This is a genomic window from Microbacterium sp. CBA3102, from assembly GCF_007954505.1.
GTDB lineage: Bacteria > Actinomycetota > Actinomycetes > Actinomycetales > Microbacteriaceae > Microbacterium > Microbacterium aurugineum.
The window spans coordinates 2981260-3000059 of sequence record NZ_CP042412.1 but is presented as its reverse complement, the minus strand read 5'-3'; the positions used below and the strand labels follow the sequence as shown (position 1 = coordinate 3000059).

At 67.8% G+C, this 18800-nt stretch carries 16 protein-coding genes; 13 read left to right on the top strand and 3 right to left on the bottom strand.

Annotation, left to right across the window (positions count from 1 at the left end; all coding sequences use genetic code 11):
• Positions 1-26 precede the first annotated feature (26 nt).
• The 4 genes from FGL91_RS14345 (at position 27) to FGL91_RS14330 (ending at position 5542) form a co-directional block, all read left to right on the top strand.
• Positions 27-428 (top strand): preprotein translocase subunit YajC, encoded by a 402-nt coding sequence (locus FGL91_RS14345; protein WP_372491375.1) that lies wholly within the window; start codon positions 27-29, stop codon positions 426-428.
• Positions 429-483: 55 nt separating this feature from the next.
• Positions 484-2232, top strand: coding sequence for a protein translocase subunit SecD (gene secD / locus FGL91_RS14340; RefSeq protein WP_153244145.1), 1749 nt, complete (start codon positions 484-486; stop codon positions 2230-2232).
• Complete coding sequence (secF, locus tag FGL91_RS14335) at positions 2232-3221, top strand: protein translocase subunit SecF (RefSeq protein ID WP_153244144.1); 990 nt, start codon at positions 2232-2234, stop codon at positions 3219-3221. The genes secD and secF overlap by 1 nt, the downstream gene beginning before the upstream one ends.
• A gap of 68 nt (positions 3222-3289) precedes the next feature.
• Entirely contained in the window at positions 3290-5542 is a 2253-nt protein-coding gene (locus FGL91_RS14330) for a RelA/SpoT family protein (protein WP_153244143.1), read from the top strand.
• Here the strand turns inward: FGL91_RS14330 and FGL91_RS14325 are convergent.
• Positions 5529-6080 (bottom strand): type IV toxin-antitoxin system AbiEi family antitoxin, encoded by a 552-nt coding sequence (locus tag FGL91_RS14325; protein ID WP_131491063.1) that lies wholly within the window; start codon positions 6078-6080, stop codon positions 5529-5531. The two genes, FGL91_RS14330 and FGL91_RS14325, sit on opposite strands and share 14 nt — an antisense overlap.
• 64 nt (positions 6081-6144) lie before the next feature.
• The gene (locus FGL91_RS14320) at positions 6145-7497 is read right to left on the bottom strand and encodes a DUF349 domain-containing protein (protein WP_194239231.1); all 1353 of its coding nucleotides are present in this window, start codon (positions 7495-7497) and stop codon (positions 6145-6147) included.
• Positions 7498-7713: 216 nt separating this feature from the next.
• Between FGL91_RS14320 and FGL91_RS14315 the strand changes: the two genes are divergently transcribed.
• Both FGL91_RS14315 and FGL91_RS14310 read left to right on the top strand, forming a co-directional pair.
• Positions 7714-9588, top strand: a complete 1875-nt coding sequence (locus FGL91_RS14315; protein WP_194239230.1) for an FAD-dependent oxidoreductase — start codon at positions 7714-7716, stop codon at positions 9586-9588.
• Complete coding sequence (locus FGL91_RS14310; protein WP_131491061.1) at positions 9585-10343, top strand: winged helix-turn-helix domain-containing protein; 759 nt, start codon at positions 9585-9587, stop codon at positions 10341-10343. The genes FGL91_RS14315 and FGL91_RS14310 overlap by 4 nt, the downstream gene beginning before the upstream one ends.
• 17 nt (positions 10344-10360) lie before the next feature.
• Here FGL91_RS14310 and FGL91_RS14305 read toward each other — a convergent pair whose 3' ends face one another.
• Entirely contained in the window at positions 10361-10663 is a 303-nt protein-coding gene (locus FGL91_RS14305) for a hypothetical protein (RefSeq protein ID WP_227991631.1), read from the bottom strand.
• A gap of 103 nt (positions 10664-10766) precedes the next feature.
• On the opposite strand from FGL91_RS14305, the gene FGL91_RS14300 reads away from it, so the two are divergent.
• The 7 genes from FGL91_RS14300 to FGL91_RS14270 all read left to right on the top strand — a co-directional run bounded on the left by FGL91_RS14300 (position 10767) and on the right by FGL91_RS14270 (position 18762).
• Positions 10767-12149, top strand: a complete 1383-nt coding sequence (locus tag FGL91_RS14300) for a replication-associated recombination protein A (RefSeq protein ID WP_081996884.1) — start codon at positions 10767-10769, stop codon at positions 12147-12149.
• A 181-nt stretch (positions 12150-12330) separates the two neighbouring features.
• The gene (rpsD, locus tag FGL91_RS14295; RefSeq protein WP_047519497.1) at positions 12331-12960 is read left to right on the top strand and encodes a 30S ribosomal protein S4; all 630 of its coding nucleotides are present in this window, start codon (positions 12331-12333) and stop codon (positions 12958-12960) included.
• A gap of 111 nt (positions 12961-13071) precedes the next feature.
• The gene (locus tag FGL91_RS14290) at positions 13072-13260 is read left to right on the top strand and encodes a hypothetical protein (RefSeq protein WP_017202147.1); all 189 of its coding nucleotides are present in this window, start codon (positions 13072-13074) and stop codon (positions 13258-13260) included.
• A 55-nt stretch (positions 13261-13315) separates the two neighbouring features.
• Positions 13316-15976, top strand: a complete 2661-nt coding sequence (gene alaS, locus FGL91_RS14285) for an alanine--tRNA ligase (RefSeq protein ID WP_153244141.1) — start codon at positions 13316-13318, stop codon at positions 15974-15976.
• Positions 15973-16446: a Holliday junction resolvase RuvX gene (gene ruvX, locus FGL91_RS14280; RefSeq protein WP_047519501.1), complete on the top strand. Its 474-nt coding sequence runs from the start codon at positions 15973-15975 to the stop codon at positions 16444-16446. The genes alaS and ruvX overlap by 4 nt, the downstream gene beginning before the upstream one ends.
• Before the next feature lie 2 nt (positions 16447-16448).
• Entirely contained in the window at positions 16449-17945 is a 1497-nt protein-coding gene (gene mltG / locus FGL91_RS14275; RefSeq protein ID WP_153244140.1) for an endolytic transglycosylase MltG, read from the top strand.
• Positions 17946-17949: 4 nt separating this feature from the next.
• A complete protein-coding gene (locus FGL91_RS14270; protein WP_153244139.1) occupies positions 17950-18762 on the top strand; it encodes a shikimate dehydrogenase family protein in 813 nt (270 codons plus the stop codon).
• The last annotated feature ends 38 nt before the right edge of the window (positions 18763-18800 follow it).

The window sequence follows — 18800 nt, the reverse complement described above, 5'->3', positions numbered from 1 at the left end:
GTGCACCTGAGAAAGGCGCTTCCCCCATGCCCATGGAATTCCTGCTCTTCGGCCTTCTTGCCGTCCTCCTCGTCTTCATGATCTTCAACACGCGCAAGCGCACGAAGCAGATGAAGGCCGAGCAGGAGGAGAAGGCGACCAAGACCGTTCCCGGCGCCAAGGTGCTCCTGCAGGGTGGCATCTACGGCACGATCGTCTCCTACGACCCCGAGGACCTCGACACCCCGGCGCTCGTCGAGATTGCGCCCGGCACGATCATCGACGTCCACAGCCAGGCGATCCTGCGCGTCGTCGAACCGAAGGACGCCGTCGTCGAGACGCCCGTCGACGCCGTCGAGGAGCAGGATGCGGACGAGCCGGCCGCGCCTCCGGTCGAGACCCCCGAGGAGACCCGCGCCCGCCTCGAGCGGGACGCCGACGACAAGTAAGTCCGCGGCCGACACGGCCCGCCGGATCTCCGTCCTTTCAGAAAGCTGAACACACGTGGCTTCATCCTCTCCCGTCCGTCACGCCTGGCGGGTCCTCCTCGGCCTGCTCCTCGTGACCGGCGTGCTCTTCGGCATCAACTCGCTCGGTGTGTACGTCTTCAAGGACGCTGAGGGGGCGCCGGCGAGTTCGTGGACGCCCGAGCTCGCGCTGGACCTCCAGGGCGGCACCCAGATCGTCCTGAGCGCCGAGACGGAAGACGGAGCTGCTCCCACGCAGGAACAGCTCGACCAGGCCGCGGCGATCATCCGGCAACGTGTCGACGCGTCAGGTGTGGCTGAGGCCGACATCACGACCGAGGGCGGGCAGAACATCGTCGTCCAGATCCCGGGCGAGGCCGACGCGCAGACCCGTGAGCGGATTCAGGCGAGTGCACAGCTCGAGCTTCGGCCCGTGCTCTACACGAACGCGGCGGGCACCGAGTTCGTCGGGGAGGATGGGAACTCCACGCCGTTCCCGAGCCCCGATCCCACCCTGAACGCGACGCCGACCGCGACGCCGACCGATGCGAGCGATCTCTCCTGGGTGACCGAGAAGCTCGCGGCGGAGTTCCAGGCATACGACTGCGCGAACCCCGACAACGACCCGGCCCGGGCGCCGAAGGATGAGCCGGTCATCGCCTGCTCGCCGGATGACACGCAGAAGTTCCTGCTCGGTCCGGCCGAGCTCGACGGCACCGCCATCACCGACGCTTCCGCCGGTCGCGACCAGCAGTCCGGCGCCTGGATCGTCCAGCTCACCATGAACGGCGAGGGCGGAGACGCCTTCGGCAAGGTCAGCACGCGCCTGAACCAGAACCGCATCGATGGGCTCTCGCCGCGCGATCAGTTCGCCTTCGTGCTCGATGGAGACGTGATCAGCGCGCCGCGCATGAACGGCGTCATCCTCGACGGACGTCCCAGCATCTCGGGCAGCTTCACGCAGGAGACCGCGACCACCCTCGCGGATCAGCTCAAGTTCGGTGCGCTGCCGCTCAGCTTCACCGTGCAGAGCTCCGACACGATCTCCGCGACGCTCGGTACCCAGCAGCTGCAGATCGGTCTGATCGCCGGTCTCATCGGTCTCGCCCTCGTCGCGATCTACTCACTCATCGTCTATCGCGCGCTCGGATCGGTGATCATCGCCTCCATCGCGGTGATGGCGATCTTGACCTACATCATCATCTGCATCCTGGCCTGGCGCATCGGCTTCCGCCTGTCGCTCGCCGGTGTCGCGGGTCTCATCGTCTCGATCGGCTTCACGGCCGACTCGTTCATCGTCTACTTCGAACGAATACGAGATGAACTCCGCGACGGCAAGTCCATCACGGCTGCCGTGGAAGACGGCTGGGGTCGCGCGAAGCGGACGATCTACATCTCGAAGTCGATCAACGTCCTCGCCGCTGTCGTGCTGTACATCCTCGCCGACGCCACCGTGAAGGGCTTCGCGTTCACGCTCGGACTCACGACGCTGATCGACGTGTTCATCTTCGTGATCTTCACGCACCCGGTGATGCAACTGCTCGCCCGCACGCGCTTCTTCGGCGGGGGACACAAGCTGTCGGGGCTCGACCCCGAGGCGCTCGGCGCCGTCTATCGGAGTCGCTCCCAGTACCGGGAGGTCTCGACGGCCTCGGCCGGGCGCGGCGCGAAGAACTCGCGGTCCCGCGGCGAAGCAGAACGTCGACAGACCATCGCCGAACGCAAACGCGCGGAGGCGCTCGCGGGCGACAGACAGACCAACGCCGGAAGTGAGGGAGACGCCTGATGCCTTCCATGAATGAGTTCGGCAACAATCTGTATTCGGGGAAGACCTCCTTCCCGTTCGTCGGCAAGCGTCGGCTCTGGTTCATCATCGCGATCGCCCTCGTGGTCGGTTCCGCGCTCGTTCCGCTGTTCCGTCCCATCCAGTTCTCGATCGAGTTCACCGGCGGGTCGCAGTTCACGGTGCAGGCCCCCGAGACGCTCGACCAGGGCGCCGCGACCGAGGCCGTCCAGTCGGTCGTGCCCGGCGCTTCGACCAAGGTCGTCGTCGTGAACGGCGCCGACATCCGCGTGCAGACCGACCAGATGAGCGCCGCCGAGACGCAGCAGGTCGCCGACGCACTCGCAGACGCCTACGGCGTCGAGGCCGCCAACGTCACGTCGTCGTTCATCGGTCCGGCGTGGGGTGAGAACGTCACCAAGCAGTCACTGTGGGGTCTCGCGATCTTCCTCGCCTTGACCTTCCTGATCCTGGCGATCTACTTCCGCACGTGGAAGATGTCGGCCGCGGCGATCATCGGTCTGCTCGACGTGCTCGTGATCACGGTGGGCGTCTACGCCCTGGCCGGATTCGAGATCTCGCCGGCGGCGGTGATCGGCTTCCTGACGATCCTCGCCTACTCCCTGTATGACACCACCGTCGTCTTCGACAAGATTCGAGAGAACACGACGGAGGACGGGGAGAAGTCTGCCCGCTTGTTCGGTGAGTCGGTGAACCTCGCGGTGAACCAGACGCTCGTGCGCTCGATCAACACGTCTGTCGTCGCCGCCCTTCCGGTCGGCGCGGTGCTCTTCATCGGTGCCTTCTGGCTCGGTGCGGAATCGCTCACCGACATCTCCCTGTCGATCTTCGTCGGCATCCTGGTGGCCACCTACTCGACGCTGTTCGTGGCCGCGCCGCTCTACTCGCTGTTCCGCGAGAACGAGCCGCAGCTCAAGGAGCGGGACGCGCGCATCCGCGACGCCCGCAGCAGGGCGTCCGTCGAAGCCTGATCGGCTGCCCGCAGCGGGAGCTCGGCCCGCACAGCACGCGTAGGATGAACTGATCGGGAGGTGAGTTGATGGCGGAACCGCAGACGTCGACGCAGGGTTCTAGTCTGCGACGACTGGTTCCCAGGATCTTCTCCCGCGCGTCGAGGATCAACGACCTCGACAATCTGATCCGTACGGTGCGTGTGAACCACCCCAAGGGTGACTTCTCGGTCATCGAGCGGGCCTATGCCGTCGCCAAGGAGAAGCACGAGGGGCAGAAGCGTCAGAGCGGTGAGCCGTACATCACCCACCCTCTCGCGGTCGCTCAGATCCTCGCGGAGCTCGGTCTCGGCCCCCGAGCGATCGCGGCCGCCCTTCTGCACGACACGGTCGAGGACACGGGCTATGCGCTCACTGATCTGACTGCCGAGTTCGGCGACGAGGTCGCGATGCTCGTCGACGGCGTCACCAAACTCGACAAGGTCAAGTACGGTGAGAGCGCCCAGGCGGAGACCGTCCGTAAGATGATCGTGGCGATGTCGAAAGACATCCGCGTCCTGCTGATCAAGCTCGCCGACCGCCTGCACAATGCGCGCACCTGGGGCTTCGTCCCGCCGGAGAAGGCGGCGAAGAAGGCCAAGGAGACCCTCGAGATCTACGCGCCGCTGGCGAATCGACTCGGTATCCAGGCGATCAAGTCGGAACTGGAGGATCTCTCCTTCGCGGTCCTGCACCCGAAGATCTACAACGAGATCCACAGTCTCATCGCCCAGCGCACGCCTCAGCGGGAGAAGTACCTGAACCAGGTCGTCGAGGAGATCGACGAAGACCTGCGCGACCTCCGCATCCGCGGCAAGGTCGTCGGCCGTCCGAAGCAGCTCTACTCGGTCTACCAGAAGATGGTCATCCGCGGCCGGGAGTTCGACGACATCTACGATCTGATCGGCATCCGCGTGCTCGTCGCGTCCGTGCGCGACTGCTATGCGGTCCTCGGCGCGATCCACGCACGGTGGACACCGCTGCCCGGACGGTTCAAGGACTACATCGCCACGCCGAAGTTCAACCTCTACCAGTCGCTCCACACGACGGTGATCGGTCCGTCGGGCCGAACCGTCGAGATCCAGATCCGCACCCACGAGATGCACCAGCAGGCCGAGTACGGAGTGGCCGCGCACTGGATGTACAAGGAGCGGATGAACGGCGGCGGCAAGACTGAGGTGCGCGCCTCCGACACCGACATGGCGTGGCTCGCCCACATCTCGGACTGGCAGGCGGAGACCGCCGACCCGGGCGAGTTCCTCGAGTCCCTGCGTTTCGAGATCGGCGCGAAGGAGGTGTACGTCTTCACGCCGAAGGGGCGCGTGATCGGTCTCCCGTCGGGTGCCACTCCGGTCGACTTCGCGTACGCCGTCCACACTGAGATCGGCCACCGCACCATGGGGGCCAAGGTCAACGGCCGACTCGTGCCGCTGGAGTCCGAGCTCAAGAGCGGCGACGTCGTCGAGGTCTTCACGTCGAAGAACCCCGACGCCGGCCCCAGCCAGGATTGGCTCGGGTTCGTCGCGAGCACGCGCGCCCGCAACAAGATTCGTGGCTGGTTCACGAAAGAGCGCCGCGAGGAAGCGATCGAGCAGGGCAAGGAGGCCATCGCACGGGCGATGCGTCGACAGAACCTGCCGCTGCAGCGTCTGATGAGCCACGACTCTTTCGCCGAGGTGGCTCGGGGGATGCACTACGAAGACGTTTCCGCGCTCTACGCCGCCGTCGGTGAGGGTCATGTCTCGACGCAGTCGGTCCTGGAGAAGGTCACCGCTCTGGTGGCGGCGAACGACCCGACGACCGGTGCCATCGACCTGCCGCGCAGCGTACCGAGCCGGGAGCCGCGTTCCGGTGATTCGGGCGTGCTCGTCCGGGGAGCCAACGACATCCTCGTGAAGCTCGCGAAGTGCTGCACCCCGGTGCCCGGTGACCAGATCGTCGGCTTCGTCACTCGCGGCAGCGGAGTGTCGGTCCACCGGGCGGACTGCGTGAACGTGAAGGCGTTGGAATCCGAGCAGGATCGTTTCGTCGAGGTGTCCTGGGCTCCGACCACGAAGAGCGTGTTCCGCGTCCAGATCCAGGTCGAGGCTCTCGACCGGTCGGGGCTCCTCTCCGACGTGACGCGTGTCCTCAGCGAACACCACGTCAACATCCTCTCCGCCACGGTGACGACGACGGACGAGCGGTTGGCACTCAGCCGCTTCGTGTTCGAGATGGGTGACGCGGTGCACCTGGACCGCGTGCTCAACGCCGTCCGACGTATCGACGCCGTCTACGACGTCTATCGCGTCACCTCCTCCTGAGCGCGAGTCGCTCCAGCGCGGCCAGCCCGACACGGCTCCCCGGTACCCTCCGCAGATCGCGCAGCGCGGCGACAGCCAGCTCCGCAGTACCGGGGGCCGCGACGGCGAGTCGGTCCATCCAGACCAGGACGCGGGGGTCGCGATGGAGGGTCGTGGCGAGGTCGAGCATCGTGCGCCCCGGTGTCGAGACCGGAACGCCGCCGATCAGCTCGACATCGGCGTCAGGCAGCACGGTGTCGTGGAAGACCAGGCGCGCACTCGTGATCGGTCGGATCCGACGTTCGATACAGCGCCTCACATGATGAACGACCGGGGGAGCGTCTCCGGCGCCGTGGATCCATGCGGCCGTCTGCGTGCAGGCGGCCGTGCCCGGCTGGACGAGCGCGGCCACCGAGCTCGCGCGGACGTCGGGTCCTGCGACCAGGTCGGCCGGGATGTAGGCGTCACCCACCTCGACGACATGGCCGTCGATCCGTGCGGCGCTGAGCTCGCTCTCGCTCAGACGTTCGCCGGGTAAGTAGAGGAAAGCGGGGTGCATGACGTCAGTCTGACGTCTTGCACCCCGCCTGCGCCGTGGGCGCGGAGAACTGTGGAGAAACCGATCAGCCCCCGAGAGCGCTCAGCCAGGCGCGACGAGCCTCGAGGGCGTCCGTCGCTTCCTTCGCGGCCTTCTTGTCACCGGCCTTCTCGGCTGCGGCCACCTCGGCCTCGAGCTTCTCGATGGCCTCGAGCAGCTGCGAGCTCATGTCGTTCGCGCGCGCCTTGGTCTCGGGGTTGTTCTTCTTCCAGTCGACGTCCTCGCGGGCCTTGAGCGCCTGCTCGATGGTGCGGAGCTTGTCGTCGAGAGCACGCTCCTTCTCGCGGGGGAAAATGCGACCGATCTCGTCCCACTGCCGCTGGATACGCGTGAGAAGGGCGCGAGCGCGCTTGATGTTCGACTCGTCAGCGACAGCCTTGGCCTCTTCGAGGAGAGCTTCGCGTGCTTCGATCTTCGGCGCGGACTCGGCTTCCTCGGCGGCGGATTGTTCCGCGCGGGCGGCATACAGGGCGTCGCCTGCAGCCTTGAACCGGGCCCAGAGTGCGTCGTCCGCCTTGCGTCCTGCGCGTCCGGCGGCCTTCCACTCGTCGAGCAGAGTGCGGTACGCCGGAATGCCGTCGGTTCCGCGCGGGGCGAGAGCCTCGGCGCGCTCGACGAGACGTGTCTTCGCGTCGCGAGCGAGCTTGTGCGCATCGTCGAGCTCCGAGTAGAAGGCCCGGCGCTGCTTGTCGACCACGGCGCGTGCGTCTCGGAAACGCTTCCACAGCTGCTGCGAAACGCCCTTCGACAGACGAGGGCCGTTCTGCTGCTGGGCCTGCCAGGCGTCGAACAGTTCCCCGAGCTCGGCGGTCACCTGCTTCCACTGCACCTTGCTGAGATCGCGGGCGGCGATCGCCTCCGCCTTCTCCACCAGGGCGGTGCGCTCGGCGATCGCCTGGTCGACGAGCGCCTTGGCCTGTTGTGCCTCCTGCTCGGTGGCCTCGGACAGTGAAGAGGTGAGGGCGTTCAGGCGGTCGCGGAGTCCTTCGAGGTCGCCGACCGCGGCGGCATCCGTCGCTTCATCGATCAGGTGACCCGCCTGCTTGACGAGGTCGGCGGCCGATGCGCCACCGGACTGATGGCGCTGTTCGAGCGTGTGCACCTTGAAAGCGATGTCGTCGAACTTGCGCACGAAGTAGGCGAGAGCCTCCTCCGGTGTGCCGTCGGGGTACTGTCCGACGACGCGCCAGGCGTCGCCTTCGCGGACCTCGACGGTTCCGTCGTCGGAGACGCGGCCCCATTCGGCGGATGTCGACGATGCGGCCGGCACCGAGGCGACGGGCGCGACGGCGGCCGGCGTCGGCGCCTTTCGCGGCATCGGCACGGCGGGTGGTCCGGGGACGGGGGGAGTCGGCTTCGAAGGCTCGGTGGCAGACACGTGATTCTCCTTGCGCGGTAGGGCCGCGGGAGGCGGAAAGGACGAGGCTCAGCCTAGTACGCCCGAGCACCGGGGGTGAGGCCGTCGTCCCCGATGCCGCGTCGTTACCGTTCTGTGAGCAGAAAGTTCGACGGAGGAAACATTCGACGTCACCTCCGGGAAACACGACGCTCCTATCGTCACCAGGACGACAGTCTTCCGGTCGACAGGAGCACGATGAACGGCACGGCACCCGCGGCGAGCGAGATCCTGGTCGTCGGAGCAGGTGTCGCAGCCCATCGGTTCGTCGAACAGCTGCTCCGCGATCCCGATGCGCCGGTGCGGGTGACCGTTATCGGTGACGAAGGATCGGGCCCGTACGACCGCTCGGCGCTGGTACGCGTGTTCTCGGGTGTCGGTGCGGAGGAGATCCAACTCGAGCGAAGCGTGTTCCGCGACGACCGGGTTCGGCTGATCCGCGACGACCGGGTTCTCCGGATCGACCCTTCGGGACAGACCGTGCGGACGCGAGCACGGCGCACCTACGCCTACGACACGCTCGTGCTGGCGACCGGTTCCTTCGGGGCGAAGGTCGCCGTGGACGGCGCGAACCTTCCCGGGTGCTTCGGGTTCCGCACCGTCGAAGACGTCGAGTCGATCCGAGCGTTCGTGGGGTCGAGGTCCCGGCAACTCGGGCGTCCTTTGCGCGGGACCGTGGTCGGTGCGGGGTTGCACGGTCTTCAGGCCGCCGAGGCGTTGAGCGAGCTGGGGGTCGACACGACGGTGATCGAGTTCTCGGACCGCGTGATGCCCCGCCAACTCGATCGGTCGGCCTCAGCCGTGGTGCAGGGCGTCTTCCGAAAACGAGGCATACCGGTGCGCACGGGCGTCCGCACGACGCGACTCGATCCGGACGAGTCGGGCTCGGTCGCCTCGCTGGAGTTTCAGGACGGCTCGTTCCAACGCGCCGACGTGGTGGTGTTCACCGTCGGGGTGCGTGCCCGCGATGAGCTCGCCCGCAACGCCGGTCTCGGTGTGCATCCTGAAGGGGGCGTGCTCGTCGACGAAAGAGGTGAGACCTCGGTTCCGAGCATCCTCGCGATCGGAGAGGTGGCGCGCCTCGAAGGACGAGGTCCCGGGTACGTCGGCGCGGTGCGGGTCACGGCTGACGTCGCCGCAGCGCACGTGCGAGGCAGGGACGCACGTCTCCCGCGCGACCTCGAAGGCGGGAACGTCGCGGTCGCCGGGGTCGACATCGCGACGTTCGGCGATCCGCTCGCCTCGCCGGCATCCGCGGTCGAGATCGTCACCCACGATGATCCCCAGGCGGGGATCTATCGCAAGCTCGTGGTCTCCGAAGACGGACGCACGGTGGTCGGGGGGATCCTGGTCGGCGACACGAGCGGTTATGCGGCGCTCCGGGCCCTGGTCGGAGAAGCGTGGCGGCCCGCTCACGCCGCACGCCTGCTCTCGGCGGTCGGTGGCGCGGATGCGGTGGAGATCTGCGATCACGCCACCCTGAGCGCGCAGGACCTCCTTGCTACCGCGGCTGGAGCCGGCGAGGCGACGTTCACGTCGATCCGCGACCGTTTCGGCTTCGCACGTGGCTGTCGGCGATGCACACTGGCGATCGCTCGAGTTCTCCTGCAGATCGCCGTCCAGCGGGATCTCCGGCATGCGACGGCGGCGCCCGAGGCGCAGAGGGAGGGTCACAGCCGGGTCCTGGCGGACGGAACGCACGTCGTCTCACCGGTGATGCGCGACGGCACGCTCACCCCGAAGGAGCTGCTGGCCATCGGGGAGCTCGCCGAGCGGTACGGATTGCGAGCACGGATCACGGACGCGCGGATCGAGTTGCGAGGGGTGCGGACCGAGCACCTGCGGTCCGTGCGTGCCGGTCTGGCTGCGGTGGGACTCGCGTCGGCGTCCGGCGCCGGCGAACAAGCGGTGCTCCTCGTCGCCGAGGATCTGCCGCGGCTGGACGATCCGCGCGTGGCATCGGACGTGCAGGAGAAGGGCCTGCCGCATCAGGGGAAGCCGGGGAAAGCTCGCGCGGGCGAGGGGAGCGCCCGCCGAGTGCCGCTTCGTCGAGTGGGGAGTCCTGCCTCATGACCCCGGTGACCGGTCGACGCCCGCCGCTCGCGGGATGCAGGATCATCGTGTCGGATGATGCGAGATCTGCGGAGCCCCCGCGCGATGGGGTTGCCGACGGACGATCGGAAGGTCTCATCGGGGTGTTGACGGATGCGGGGGCGGCGTTGTTCCGCGTCGCGGTGCCGCGAGGGGGCGCGCGGACGTCCGCCTCGCTGCGGAGCGTCGTCCAACGTGCGGCGCGAGGCGGGATCGACGCCGTGCTGTTCCTGGCCCCGACAGCTCCCTGGCTCGAGACGGCCGAGAGCACCGGAGCGCTCGAGGCCATCCGCCGAAGATCGGATTCGGGGAGGTTGCTGCTCGGAGCGCTCCATCGGGAAGATGCGGACCGACTGCGCCTCGCCGGCCTCACCGTGATGCGCACGGAGGGATCGAGCGTCACAGCACTCGCCCGGGGGGTGGTCGCGCACTACGACAGCGGTACGGCAGCGCTGGTCACCGACGCGGGCCGCCTCGAGGTCCGCAGCGGTGGTGTCGTCGTCGACGAGCGGTTCATCCCCCTCTCTCGTGGGGCCACGGGCGTCATGGAAGCGCTGTTCCTCGCAGGTGGTCGGGTCCTCTCGCGCGCCGAACTCGGCCGAGGTCTCCCGGGTGGGGAACGCAGCGGCCGGGCGGTGGAGGTCGCCGTGGCGCGCCTTCGCGAGTCGCTCGACGGTATCGATCTGGTGCAGACCGTCGTCAAGCGCGGCTATCGCTTGGCCGTCACCGAGCAGTGATCAGGTCGCGGAACCTGCTATCCGGCCGGGGTGTCGGAGGGGAGCGGCGTGGGAGTCTCCGACGGGGCGTCCGTGGGAGGGGTCGTCGGTTCCACGGTGGGAGCGGGCGTGGGTTCCGGCTCGGGTGCGGTGACCTGTGCATGCACGACCTGGCTACCGATCGCGGCGACGACGATGAGGCTCGCGGCGACCGCGGCGATCGTGTTGTCCCGGACGCGACGACGGATCTGGCCCTCGTGCCACTGCGTGCGGGCGGCGTGCAGCCGTGCGCGCTCGGCTGACGTGCGCGACTGTGCCTTCTTGGAACCGCGTGCGGCCATGCCTCGATCTCCCATCCCGACGTCATGACACGACGTCGCCTGAGAGCCTACCGGGATGCGCGCGGTCGCCCGAAGTGTCCGAGCCCGCCGGTAGCCTGGATGGATGACGTCCCCCGCCGCGCTGCTCTCCGGGCAGACGCCCCTCGCCGTGCGCATGCGCCCGGTCTCCCTCGATGAGGTCGCGGGGCAGCGTCATCTTCTGCGAGCCGGTTCCCCCATCGTGGCCCTCGCCGACCCGCAGGCGACCTCGCCGGGTGCCGTGTCGATGATCCTGTGGGGTCCACCGGGCACGGGCAAGACCACGCTCGCTCAGGCGATCGCACGGTCCTCAGGGCGCCGCTTCGTCGAGCTCTCGGCGATCACCGCTGGTGTGAAGGACGTCCGGGAGGTGATGCAGGAGGCGATCACGCAGCGCGATCTCTACGGGCAGACGACGATCCTCTTCCTCGACGAGATCCACCGCTTCACCAAGGCGCAGCAGGACGCGCTGCTTCCCGGTGTCGAGAACGGTTGGGTCATCCTGATCGCGGCGACGACCGAGAACCCCTCCTTCTCGGTGATCTCGCCGCTGCTTTCGCGCTCCTTGCTGCTCACGCTCCAGCCCCTCACCGATGAGGACATCGGGGTGCTCGTCGATCGTGCGGTGACGGACGCGCGGGGGCTGAACGGCGCCGTGGTCCTGAGCCCCGAGGCGCGTGCATCCTTGATCCGGCTCGCGTCGGGGGATGCCCGGCGTGCCCTCACGGGTCTCGAAGCAGGCGCGGCGGTCGCCGTCTCGCACGCGGCCGACACCGGCGAAGAGGACGAGTCGGACGACGGAGCCGCAGCGGCGCATGCGTCGTCGGGCGCCGCGGAGATCACCGCCGACCACATCGCGCAAGCCGTCGACAAGGCTCTGCTGCGATACGACCGTCAGGGTGACGAGCACTACGACGTCATCAGTGCGTTCATCAAGTCGATCAGAGGATCCGACCCCGATGCCGCACTCCACTACCTCGCTCGCATGATCGAAGCAGGGGAGGACCCCCGCTTCATCGCTCGGCGTCTTGTCATCTCGGCCTCGGAAGACGTGGGCCTCGCCGATCCCCAGGCTCTCGGCATCGCCGTCGCGGCGGCAGATGCGGTCGCCTTCATCGGCATGCCGGAGGGGCGCATCCCGCTCGCTGAGGCGACGGTGTATCTCGCGACCACGGCGAAGTCCAATGCGGCCTACGTGGGCATCGACGCGGCGATCGCCGACATCCGCTCCGGCGGGTTCGGACGGGTGCCGCTGCACCTGCGCGATGCCCACTATCCGGGAGCGAAGCGTCTCGGACACGGCAAGGGATACGTGTACTCCCACGACAGCGAGTACGGCGTGGTGCCGCAGCAATACCTGCCCGACGAGCTCGACGGCAAGCACTACTACGAGCCGAAGAATCTCGGTGCTGAGCGTGACATCGCCGCGCGACTCGAGCGCATCCGCCGCATCCTCGGCGACCGCTGAGCCGCCACGCAGCTGCGGAACCGCGATCTGTTAGACTTGAGCGGCTCGAAACCGAGTTTTCGGGCATCTCCTCGTTCACACCCCACCTTGCTGGCGCCCCGGCGTGCGCTCCAAGGCAGAACGCGGACGATACGTCCGTGAGTCGTGAAAGACGCGACCACGTCATCGGAAGGAAAGCTTCGTGACCACGAAGTCCCAGGACCGTCGCAAGGTTCGTCTGAGCCGCGCCCTCGGTATCCCGCTCACCCCGAAGGCCGCCCGCTACCTCGAGAAGCGTCCCTACGCTCCCGGCGAGCACGGCCGCACCAAGCGCAAGGCAGACAGCGACTACGCCGTCCGTCTGCGTGAGAAGCAGCGTCTTCGCGAGCAGTACGGCATCCGCGAGAAGCAGATGCGCAACACGTTCAACGAGGCCCGTCGTCACGACGGCCTGACCGGTGAGAACCTGGTCGAGCTCCTCGAGATGCGTCTCGACGCTCTGGTTCTGCGTTCGGGCTTCGCCCGCACCACCGCGCAGGCTCGTCAGCTCGTCGTGCACCGTCACATCCTCGTCGACGGCCAGCTCGTCGACCGCCCGTCCTTCCGCGTGAAGCCGGGTCAGCTCATCCACGTCAAGGCCAAGAGCGAGGGCACCGAGCCCTTCCAGGTGGCAGCAGCCGGCGGTCACGCCGAGGTTCTGCCCCCCGTTCCCGGCTACCTCGAGGTCGAGCTCGACAAGCTCCAGTCGCGTCTTGTCCGTCGCCCGAAGCGCGCCGAGGTCCCCGTGACCTGTGAAGTGCAGCTCGTCGTCGAGTACTACGCAGCTCGCTGATACAGCGAAAGAGCAATCAGGCAGGAGGCGTCGGGATTCCCGACGCCTCCTGTCGTTTCCGCATACGATGGTGACACCGCGCCTTCGCGGGTCAAAGGCAAGGATGACGACATGAAGAACGTGCTGTGGTTCCTGATCGGCGTGATCGGCGGCTTCGTCGCGGCTCACTTCATGAACAAGGACCCGCGTGGTCACGACATCCTCGCCGAGGTCGACGCCCGGATCAACGGATTCACCGCGATCCTCGGCGACGCCTACCGCGAGCAGGAGGCACGGCTCACGGAGCCGGGCGACAACTGAACCACCGCAGCAGCGCCCCGGCGCGGCATCTTCACGCAAGGACACCCGGCACTCTATGAAAACTGCGGAGATCGCGCAGCGTTACCTCGACTACTTCGAGAAGAACGACCACCTCATCGTCCCCTCGGCCTCGCTCGTCAGCGACGACCCGTCGCTGCTGTTCACGGTCGCCGGCATGGTGCCGATGATCCCGTACCTCACGGGCGTCGTCCCTGCGCCGCATCCGCGGATCGCCGACGTGCAGAAGTGCATTCGCACCAACGACATCGAAGAGGTCGGCCGGACCGCCCGTCACGGCACCTTCTTCCAGATGCTGGGCAACTGGTCGTTCGGCGACTACTTCAAAGAAGGCGCGATCCGATACGCCTGGGAGCTTCTGACGGGTTCCGAGTCGGACGGGGGGCTCGGCTTCGACGAGAAGGACCTGTGGGTCACCGTCTACGAGACGGACGACGAGGCCGAAGCCATCTGGCGCGACATCATCGGTCTCAAGCCGGAGCGCATCCAGCGCCTCGGGCGCGCGGACAACTACTGGAACACAGGGCAGCCCGGACCCGGCGGTCCTGATTCCGAGATCTTCTTCGACCGCGGGCCGGCCTACGGGAAGGACGGCGGTCCCGCCGTCGACGACTCACGGTTCCTGGAGATCTGGAACCTCGTGTTCATGCAGGACTTCATCGAGAACATCCGCAGCAAGACGGAGTTCGACATCGTCGGCGAGCTGCCGATGAAGAACATCGACACCGGGATGGGACTCGAGCGTGTCGCGTTCCTCAAACAGGGCGTCGACAACATGTACGAGTCGGATCAGGTGCGTCCGGTGCTGGATCGCGCCGTCGAGCTCTCCGGCCGCCCGTACGGTGCGCAGCATGAGGACGACGTGCGATTCCGCGTGGTCGCCGACCATGTGCGTTCCTCCCTCATGCTTCTGTCCGACGGGGTGCGTCCATCCAACGAGGGGCGTGGGTACATCCTCCGCCGTCTGATGCGCCGCACGGTCCGCTCGATGCGACTGCTTGGCGTCGATGAGCCGGTGTTCCCCGAGCTGTTCGCCGCATCGCGCGATGTGATGAAGACGACCTATCCGGAACTCGAGAGGGACTGGGCCGTACTGTCCGCGTCGGCGTTCGCCGAAGAGGAGACGTTCCGCCGGACCCTCGTGGCCGGTTCCACGATCCTCGATCTCGCCCTCGACGAGACCAGGAAGGGCGGGGGGAAGACGCTCAGCGGTCCCGAGGCGTTCCTGCTCCACGACACTTACGGCTTCCCGATCGACCTCACGCTCGAAGTCGCTGAGGAAGCGGGACTGGACGTCGACCGCGCCGCTTTCGACACGCTCATGCAGGAGCAGCGTCAGCGGGCCAAGGACGACGCCCGCAACCGCAAGCGTCAGCTCGCCGACGTATCGGTCTACCGGGAGCTGCGCTCCCTGGGCGAGACCGGTTTCGACGGATACACCGCGCTCGAGGTCGAGTCCCGCGTGCTCGGCCTCCTCGTCGACGGAGTGCCTGTGCGCAGCGCATCCGAAGGGCAGATCGCCGAGGTCGTGCTCGCCGAGACGACGCTGTATGCCGAGTCCGGTGGTCAGGTGGCCGACAAGGGCACGATCGTCGGCCCGGGCTACGCGCTCGAAGTGCTCGACGTTCAGAAGCCGGTCCCCGGACTCATCAGCCACACCGTCGAAGTCACGCGCGGAAGTGTGGCCGTCGACGACGTCGCGACGTCGGTGGTGGACGCGGCGAACCGCCGTGCAGCCCGCCAGGCGCACTCGGCCACGCACCTCGTGCACGCCGCGCTCCGTGACACCCTCGGTCCGACGGCGACGCAGGCCGGTTCTTTGAATCGTGCCGGCTACATGCGCTTCGACTTCGCCTGGTCGCAGGCGCTCTCGACCGATACGCGCAGCGAGATCGAGGAGATCACCAACCGCGCAGTGCAGGACGCCTTGGAGGTGACCACGCGTATCGTCTCGCTCGACGAGGCCAAGGAAGCCGGCGCCATGGCGCTGTTCGGCGAGAAGTACGGCGACGTCGTGCGCATGGTCGACATCGGTGGGCCATGGTCGCGGGAACTCTGCGCCGGGACGCACGTGACCACCAGTGCCGAGATCGGGCTGGTCAGCCTGGTCGGGGAGTCCTCGGTGGGCGCCTCCAACCGTCGTATCGAAGCTCTCGTCGGCGCCGATGCTTTCCGTGAGCTCGCGGCTGAGCGGGCGATCGTGTCGCAGCTGACGAGTTCCCTCAAGACGCCGCGTGAGCAGCTGCCGGAGCGGATCGCCGACCTGACGGCCAGCCTGAAGGCTGCCGAGAAGCGCATCGCGCAGTTCGAGGCGAAGGAGAGAGCCGGACAGGTGCCGGCCATCGTCGACGCCGCGACGCGCGTCGGTGCGTTCCGACTGGCCGCGCAGAGTCTGGGCGAAGTCGCATCGGCGGATGACGTGCGAGACCTCGTCAACGGCGTGCGCGATCGGCTCGGCTCGGATGCCGCTGTGGTGGCACTCGGCGCGGTCGTGGGCGGGCGGCCCGTCGTCGTCGTCGCGACCAATGACGCGGCACGCTCGGCGGGAGCGAAGGCCGGTGCGCTCGCGAAGCGGGCGGCCGGGGTGCTCGGCGGCGGCGGTGGCGGGCGCGATGATGTCGCGCAAGGTGGCGGCGCCGACACGGCGGCTCTGCCGGCGGCGCTCGAAGCCATCGCACAGGAGCTGCGCGGCGCGTGAGCACTTTCCGCCGCGGTGTGCGGCTCGGCATCGACGTGGGGCGCGCGCGGGTCGGTGTCGCGCGCTGCGACCCCGACGGGATGCTGGCCGTCCCCGTGGAGACAGTGCCTCGCGACGAGGCCTCGATCGCCCGGATCCTTCAGATCGCGAGCGAGTACGACCCGTTGGAGTTCGTGGTCGGTCTGCCGGTCAACATGCAGGGTGCGGATACTGCGTCGACCACGGACGCGCGGGAGTTCGCCGCCGAGCTCTGCCGGCGCAGCGGCACTCCGGTGCGGCTCGTGGACGAGCGGTTGAGCACCGTGACGGCGCATGCCGCATTGCGCAGTTCCGGGAGATCTCAGAAGAAGTCTCGTAGCATTGTGGATCAGGTCGCCGCCGTGGTGCTTCTGCAGCAGGCGATCGATATGGAGAAGAGCACCGGAAACCCGGCCGGTGCCGTCATCTCGCCTGACGAGGAGCACGCCTGACGATGTCCGAACGCGACAACGAAACGCCGCGGCACGACGCAGATTCCCGCCTGGGGGATCTCTTCGAGAACCTGCCCGAGCCGACCGCGCAGATTCCCACGGTCGACAACAGCGCGCCCGTTCCGGGCTCGCGTCGGGCGGCCAGAGAAGCGGCCGAGGGGGAGTCCCGCCCCGTCACCGGTGCCGATACTCCGGCCGAGGCTTCTCCCGTGCCGGTTCGCGCTTCTGCGGACGACGCCGTCGCCGCCGCCGGTGCGGTGCCCTCGCCGACTCCGGTCCGTGCCTCGGCGGATGCCGCGGACACCCCCACCCGTGCCGTGCCCCGGATCGAGTCGCCCTCGGGTGCCGCGGCGACACCGGAGCCTGTGCTCGGCGGTGGGCTGGACGACCTCTTCGTCCCCCATGACGATCACATCGACGCCGCGCCGAAGAAGAAGCGCCGCAAGGGGTGCTTGATCGCGCTGATCATCGTTCTGGTGATCTTCGGTGGTATCGCGGCGGCCGGAGTCTGGGTGGCGAACACCTACGGCGAGAAGATCAGTGACGCGATGGGCTGGGGCGATTCGAAGGACTGGGAGCCGGGTCTGGCGACCGGCGAGGCCTTCGTCACGATCAAGGAGGGCGACACCGGCTCTCCCGTGTCGACCGCACTGTACGAGGCGGGGGTGACGAAGACCGAGAGCGTCTTCTACGACTACCTCGTCGACGAGAACATCGCCGTGATCTTCTACCCGGGCGTGTACAAGCTGCAGACGAAGATGACGGCCGAGGCCGCCCTCGCGGCGCTCCGGGACGACGCGAACAAGCTCGAGAACACAGTCTCCGTCGCTGAAGGTGGAACCATCGTCTCCTCCCTCCCTGCCATGGCCGAGACCCTCGGTCTGCCGCTGGCGGACTTCGAGGCGGCCGTCAAGGATCCTTCGCAGTACGGGGTGGAAGCACAGAGCCTCGAAGGCTGGTTGTTCCCGGCCGTCTATACGTTCGATCCCGAGGTCACGGCCACGCAGGTCATCCAGCGCATGGTCGATCGCACCCGCGAATCGCTGGCCGCTGCGGGGTTCCCCGCCGGTGACGAGGAGCGCATACTGACCATCGCCTCGATCATCCAGCGAGAAGGTCGGCTCGACGACTTCGCGAAGGTCTCGCGCGTGATCCAGAACCGTCTCGATATCAATATGAAGCTGCAGATGGACTCGACCGCACAGTACGGCTACGGCTCGCTGCACGAGGGCGTCGTCTCGAGTTCCAAGGAAGCGCTGGAAGACGACAACGCCTGGAACACATACGTCCGGGAGGGCCTCCCCGCGACGCCGATCGCGAGCCCGAGTGACGCCGCGATCTCGGCGGCGATGAACCCCGTCGATGGCCCGTGGCTCTACTTCGTCACGATCAACCTCAGCACGGGGGAGACGCAGTTCTCCGAGACCATGGCCGAGCACGAGCAGGGGATCGAGAAGTGGCGCGAATGGTGCCGCGCGAACCCCGACGCCGGGTGCTGACTCGGTGACGCGCACGCGACTCGCGATCTGGGGGGACCCGATCGCGCACTCCAAGTCCCCTCACCTGCATGCCGCCGCGTATCGGGTCCTCGGTCTGGACTGGGAGTACGGACGGCGTCAGGTCTCTGCGGAGGCCTTCACCGTCGCACTCGGTGGACTCGACGACACGTGGCGCGGTTTGTCGCTGACCATGCCGTTGAAGGGGGAGGGCTACCGCGCCGCTGCGACGAGGGATCGCCACGCAGACCTCACGGGCGCCGTCAACACCCTGTTGCTCGGGGCGGCGCCCGCCGGTTTCAACACCGATGTCGGCGGGATCATCGACGCGCTGTCGGAGGCGGGGATCACCGCTGCGGAGACGGCGCGCATCATCGGTGCCGGCGCCACTGCCGCGTCCGCGCTCGTCGCCGCCTCCGAGATCGGGGTGAAGCACGTGGAGGTGCGGGCTCGACGCCCGGAGCGGGCGAAGGCACTCGTCGCCCTCGGCGACCGCTTGGGTATTCCGGTCGAAGTACGCTCCCTCGACGGCGGGCGCGACGCGGTCGACCTGACCCTCTCGACCTTGCCCAGTGCGACCGCCCTTCCTGTCGAAACCGCGGTGGGGTTGGCCGAGACCGGCGGAGCCTTGTTCGATGCTGCCTATGCGCCCTGGCCCTCCGCCCTCGCGTCCCGCTGGAGCGACGGCACGGTGGTGTCCGGCTTGGGGATGCTGCTGCATCAGGCCGTGCGCCAGATCCGGATCTTCCGGCACGGGGATCCGGCGCTCCCGCTGCCCGCCGAAGCAGAGGTCGTCTCGGCCATGCGCGCCGCGCTCTGAGCGGACGGCGTCGAAACGCGGCGCGGCGAGGGGGCCAA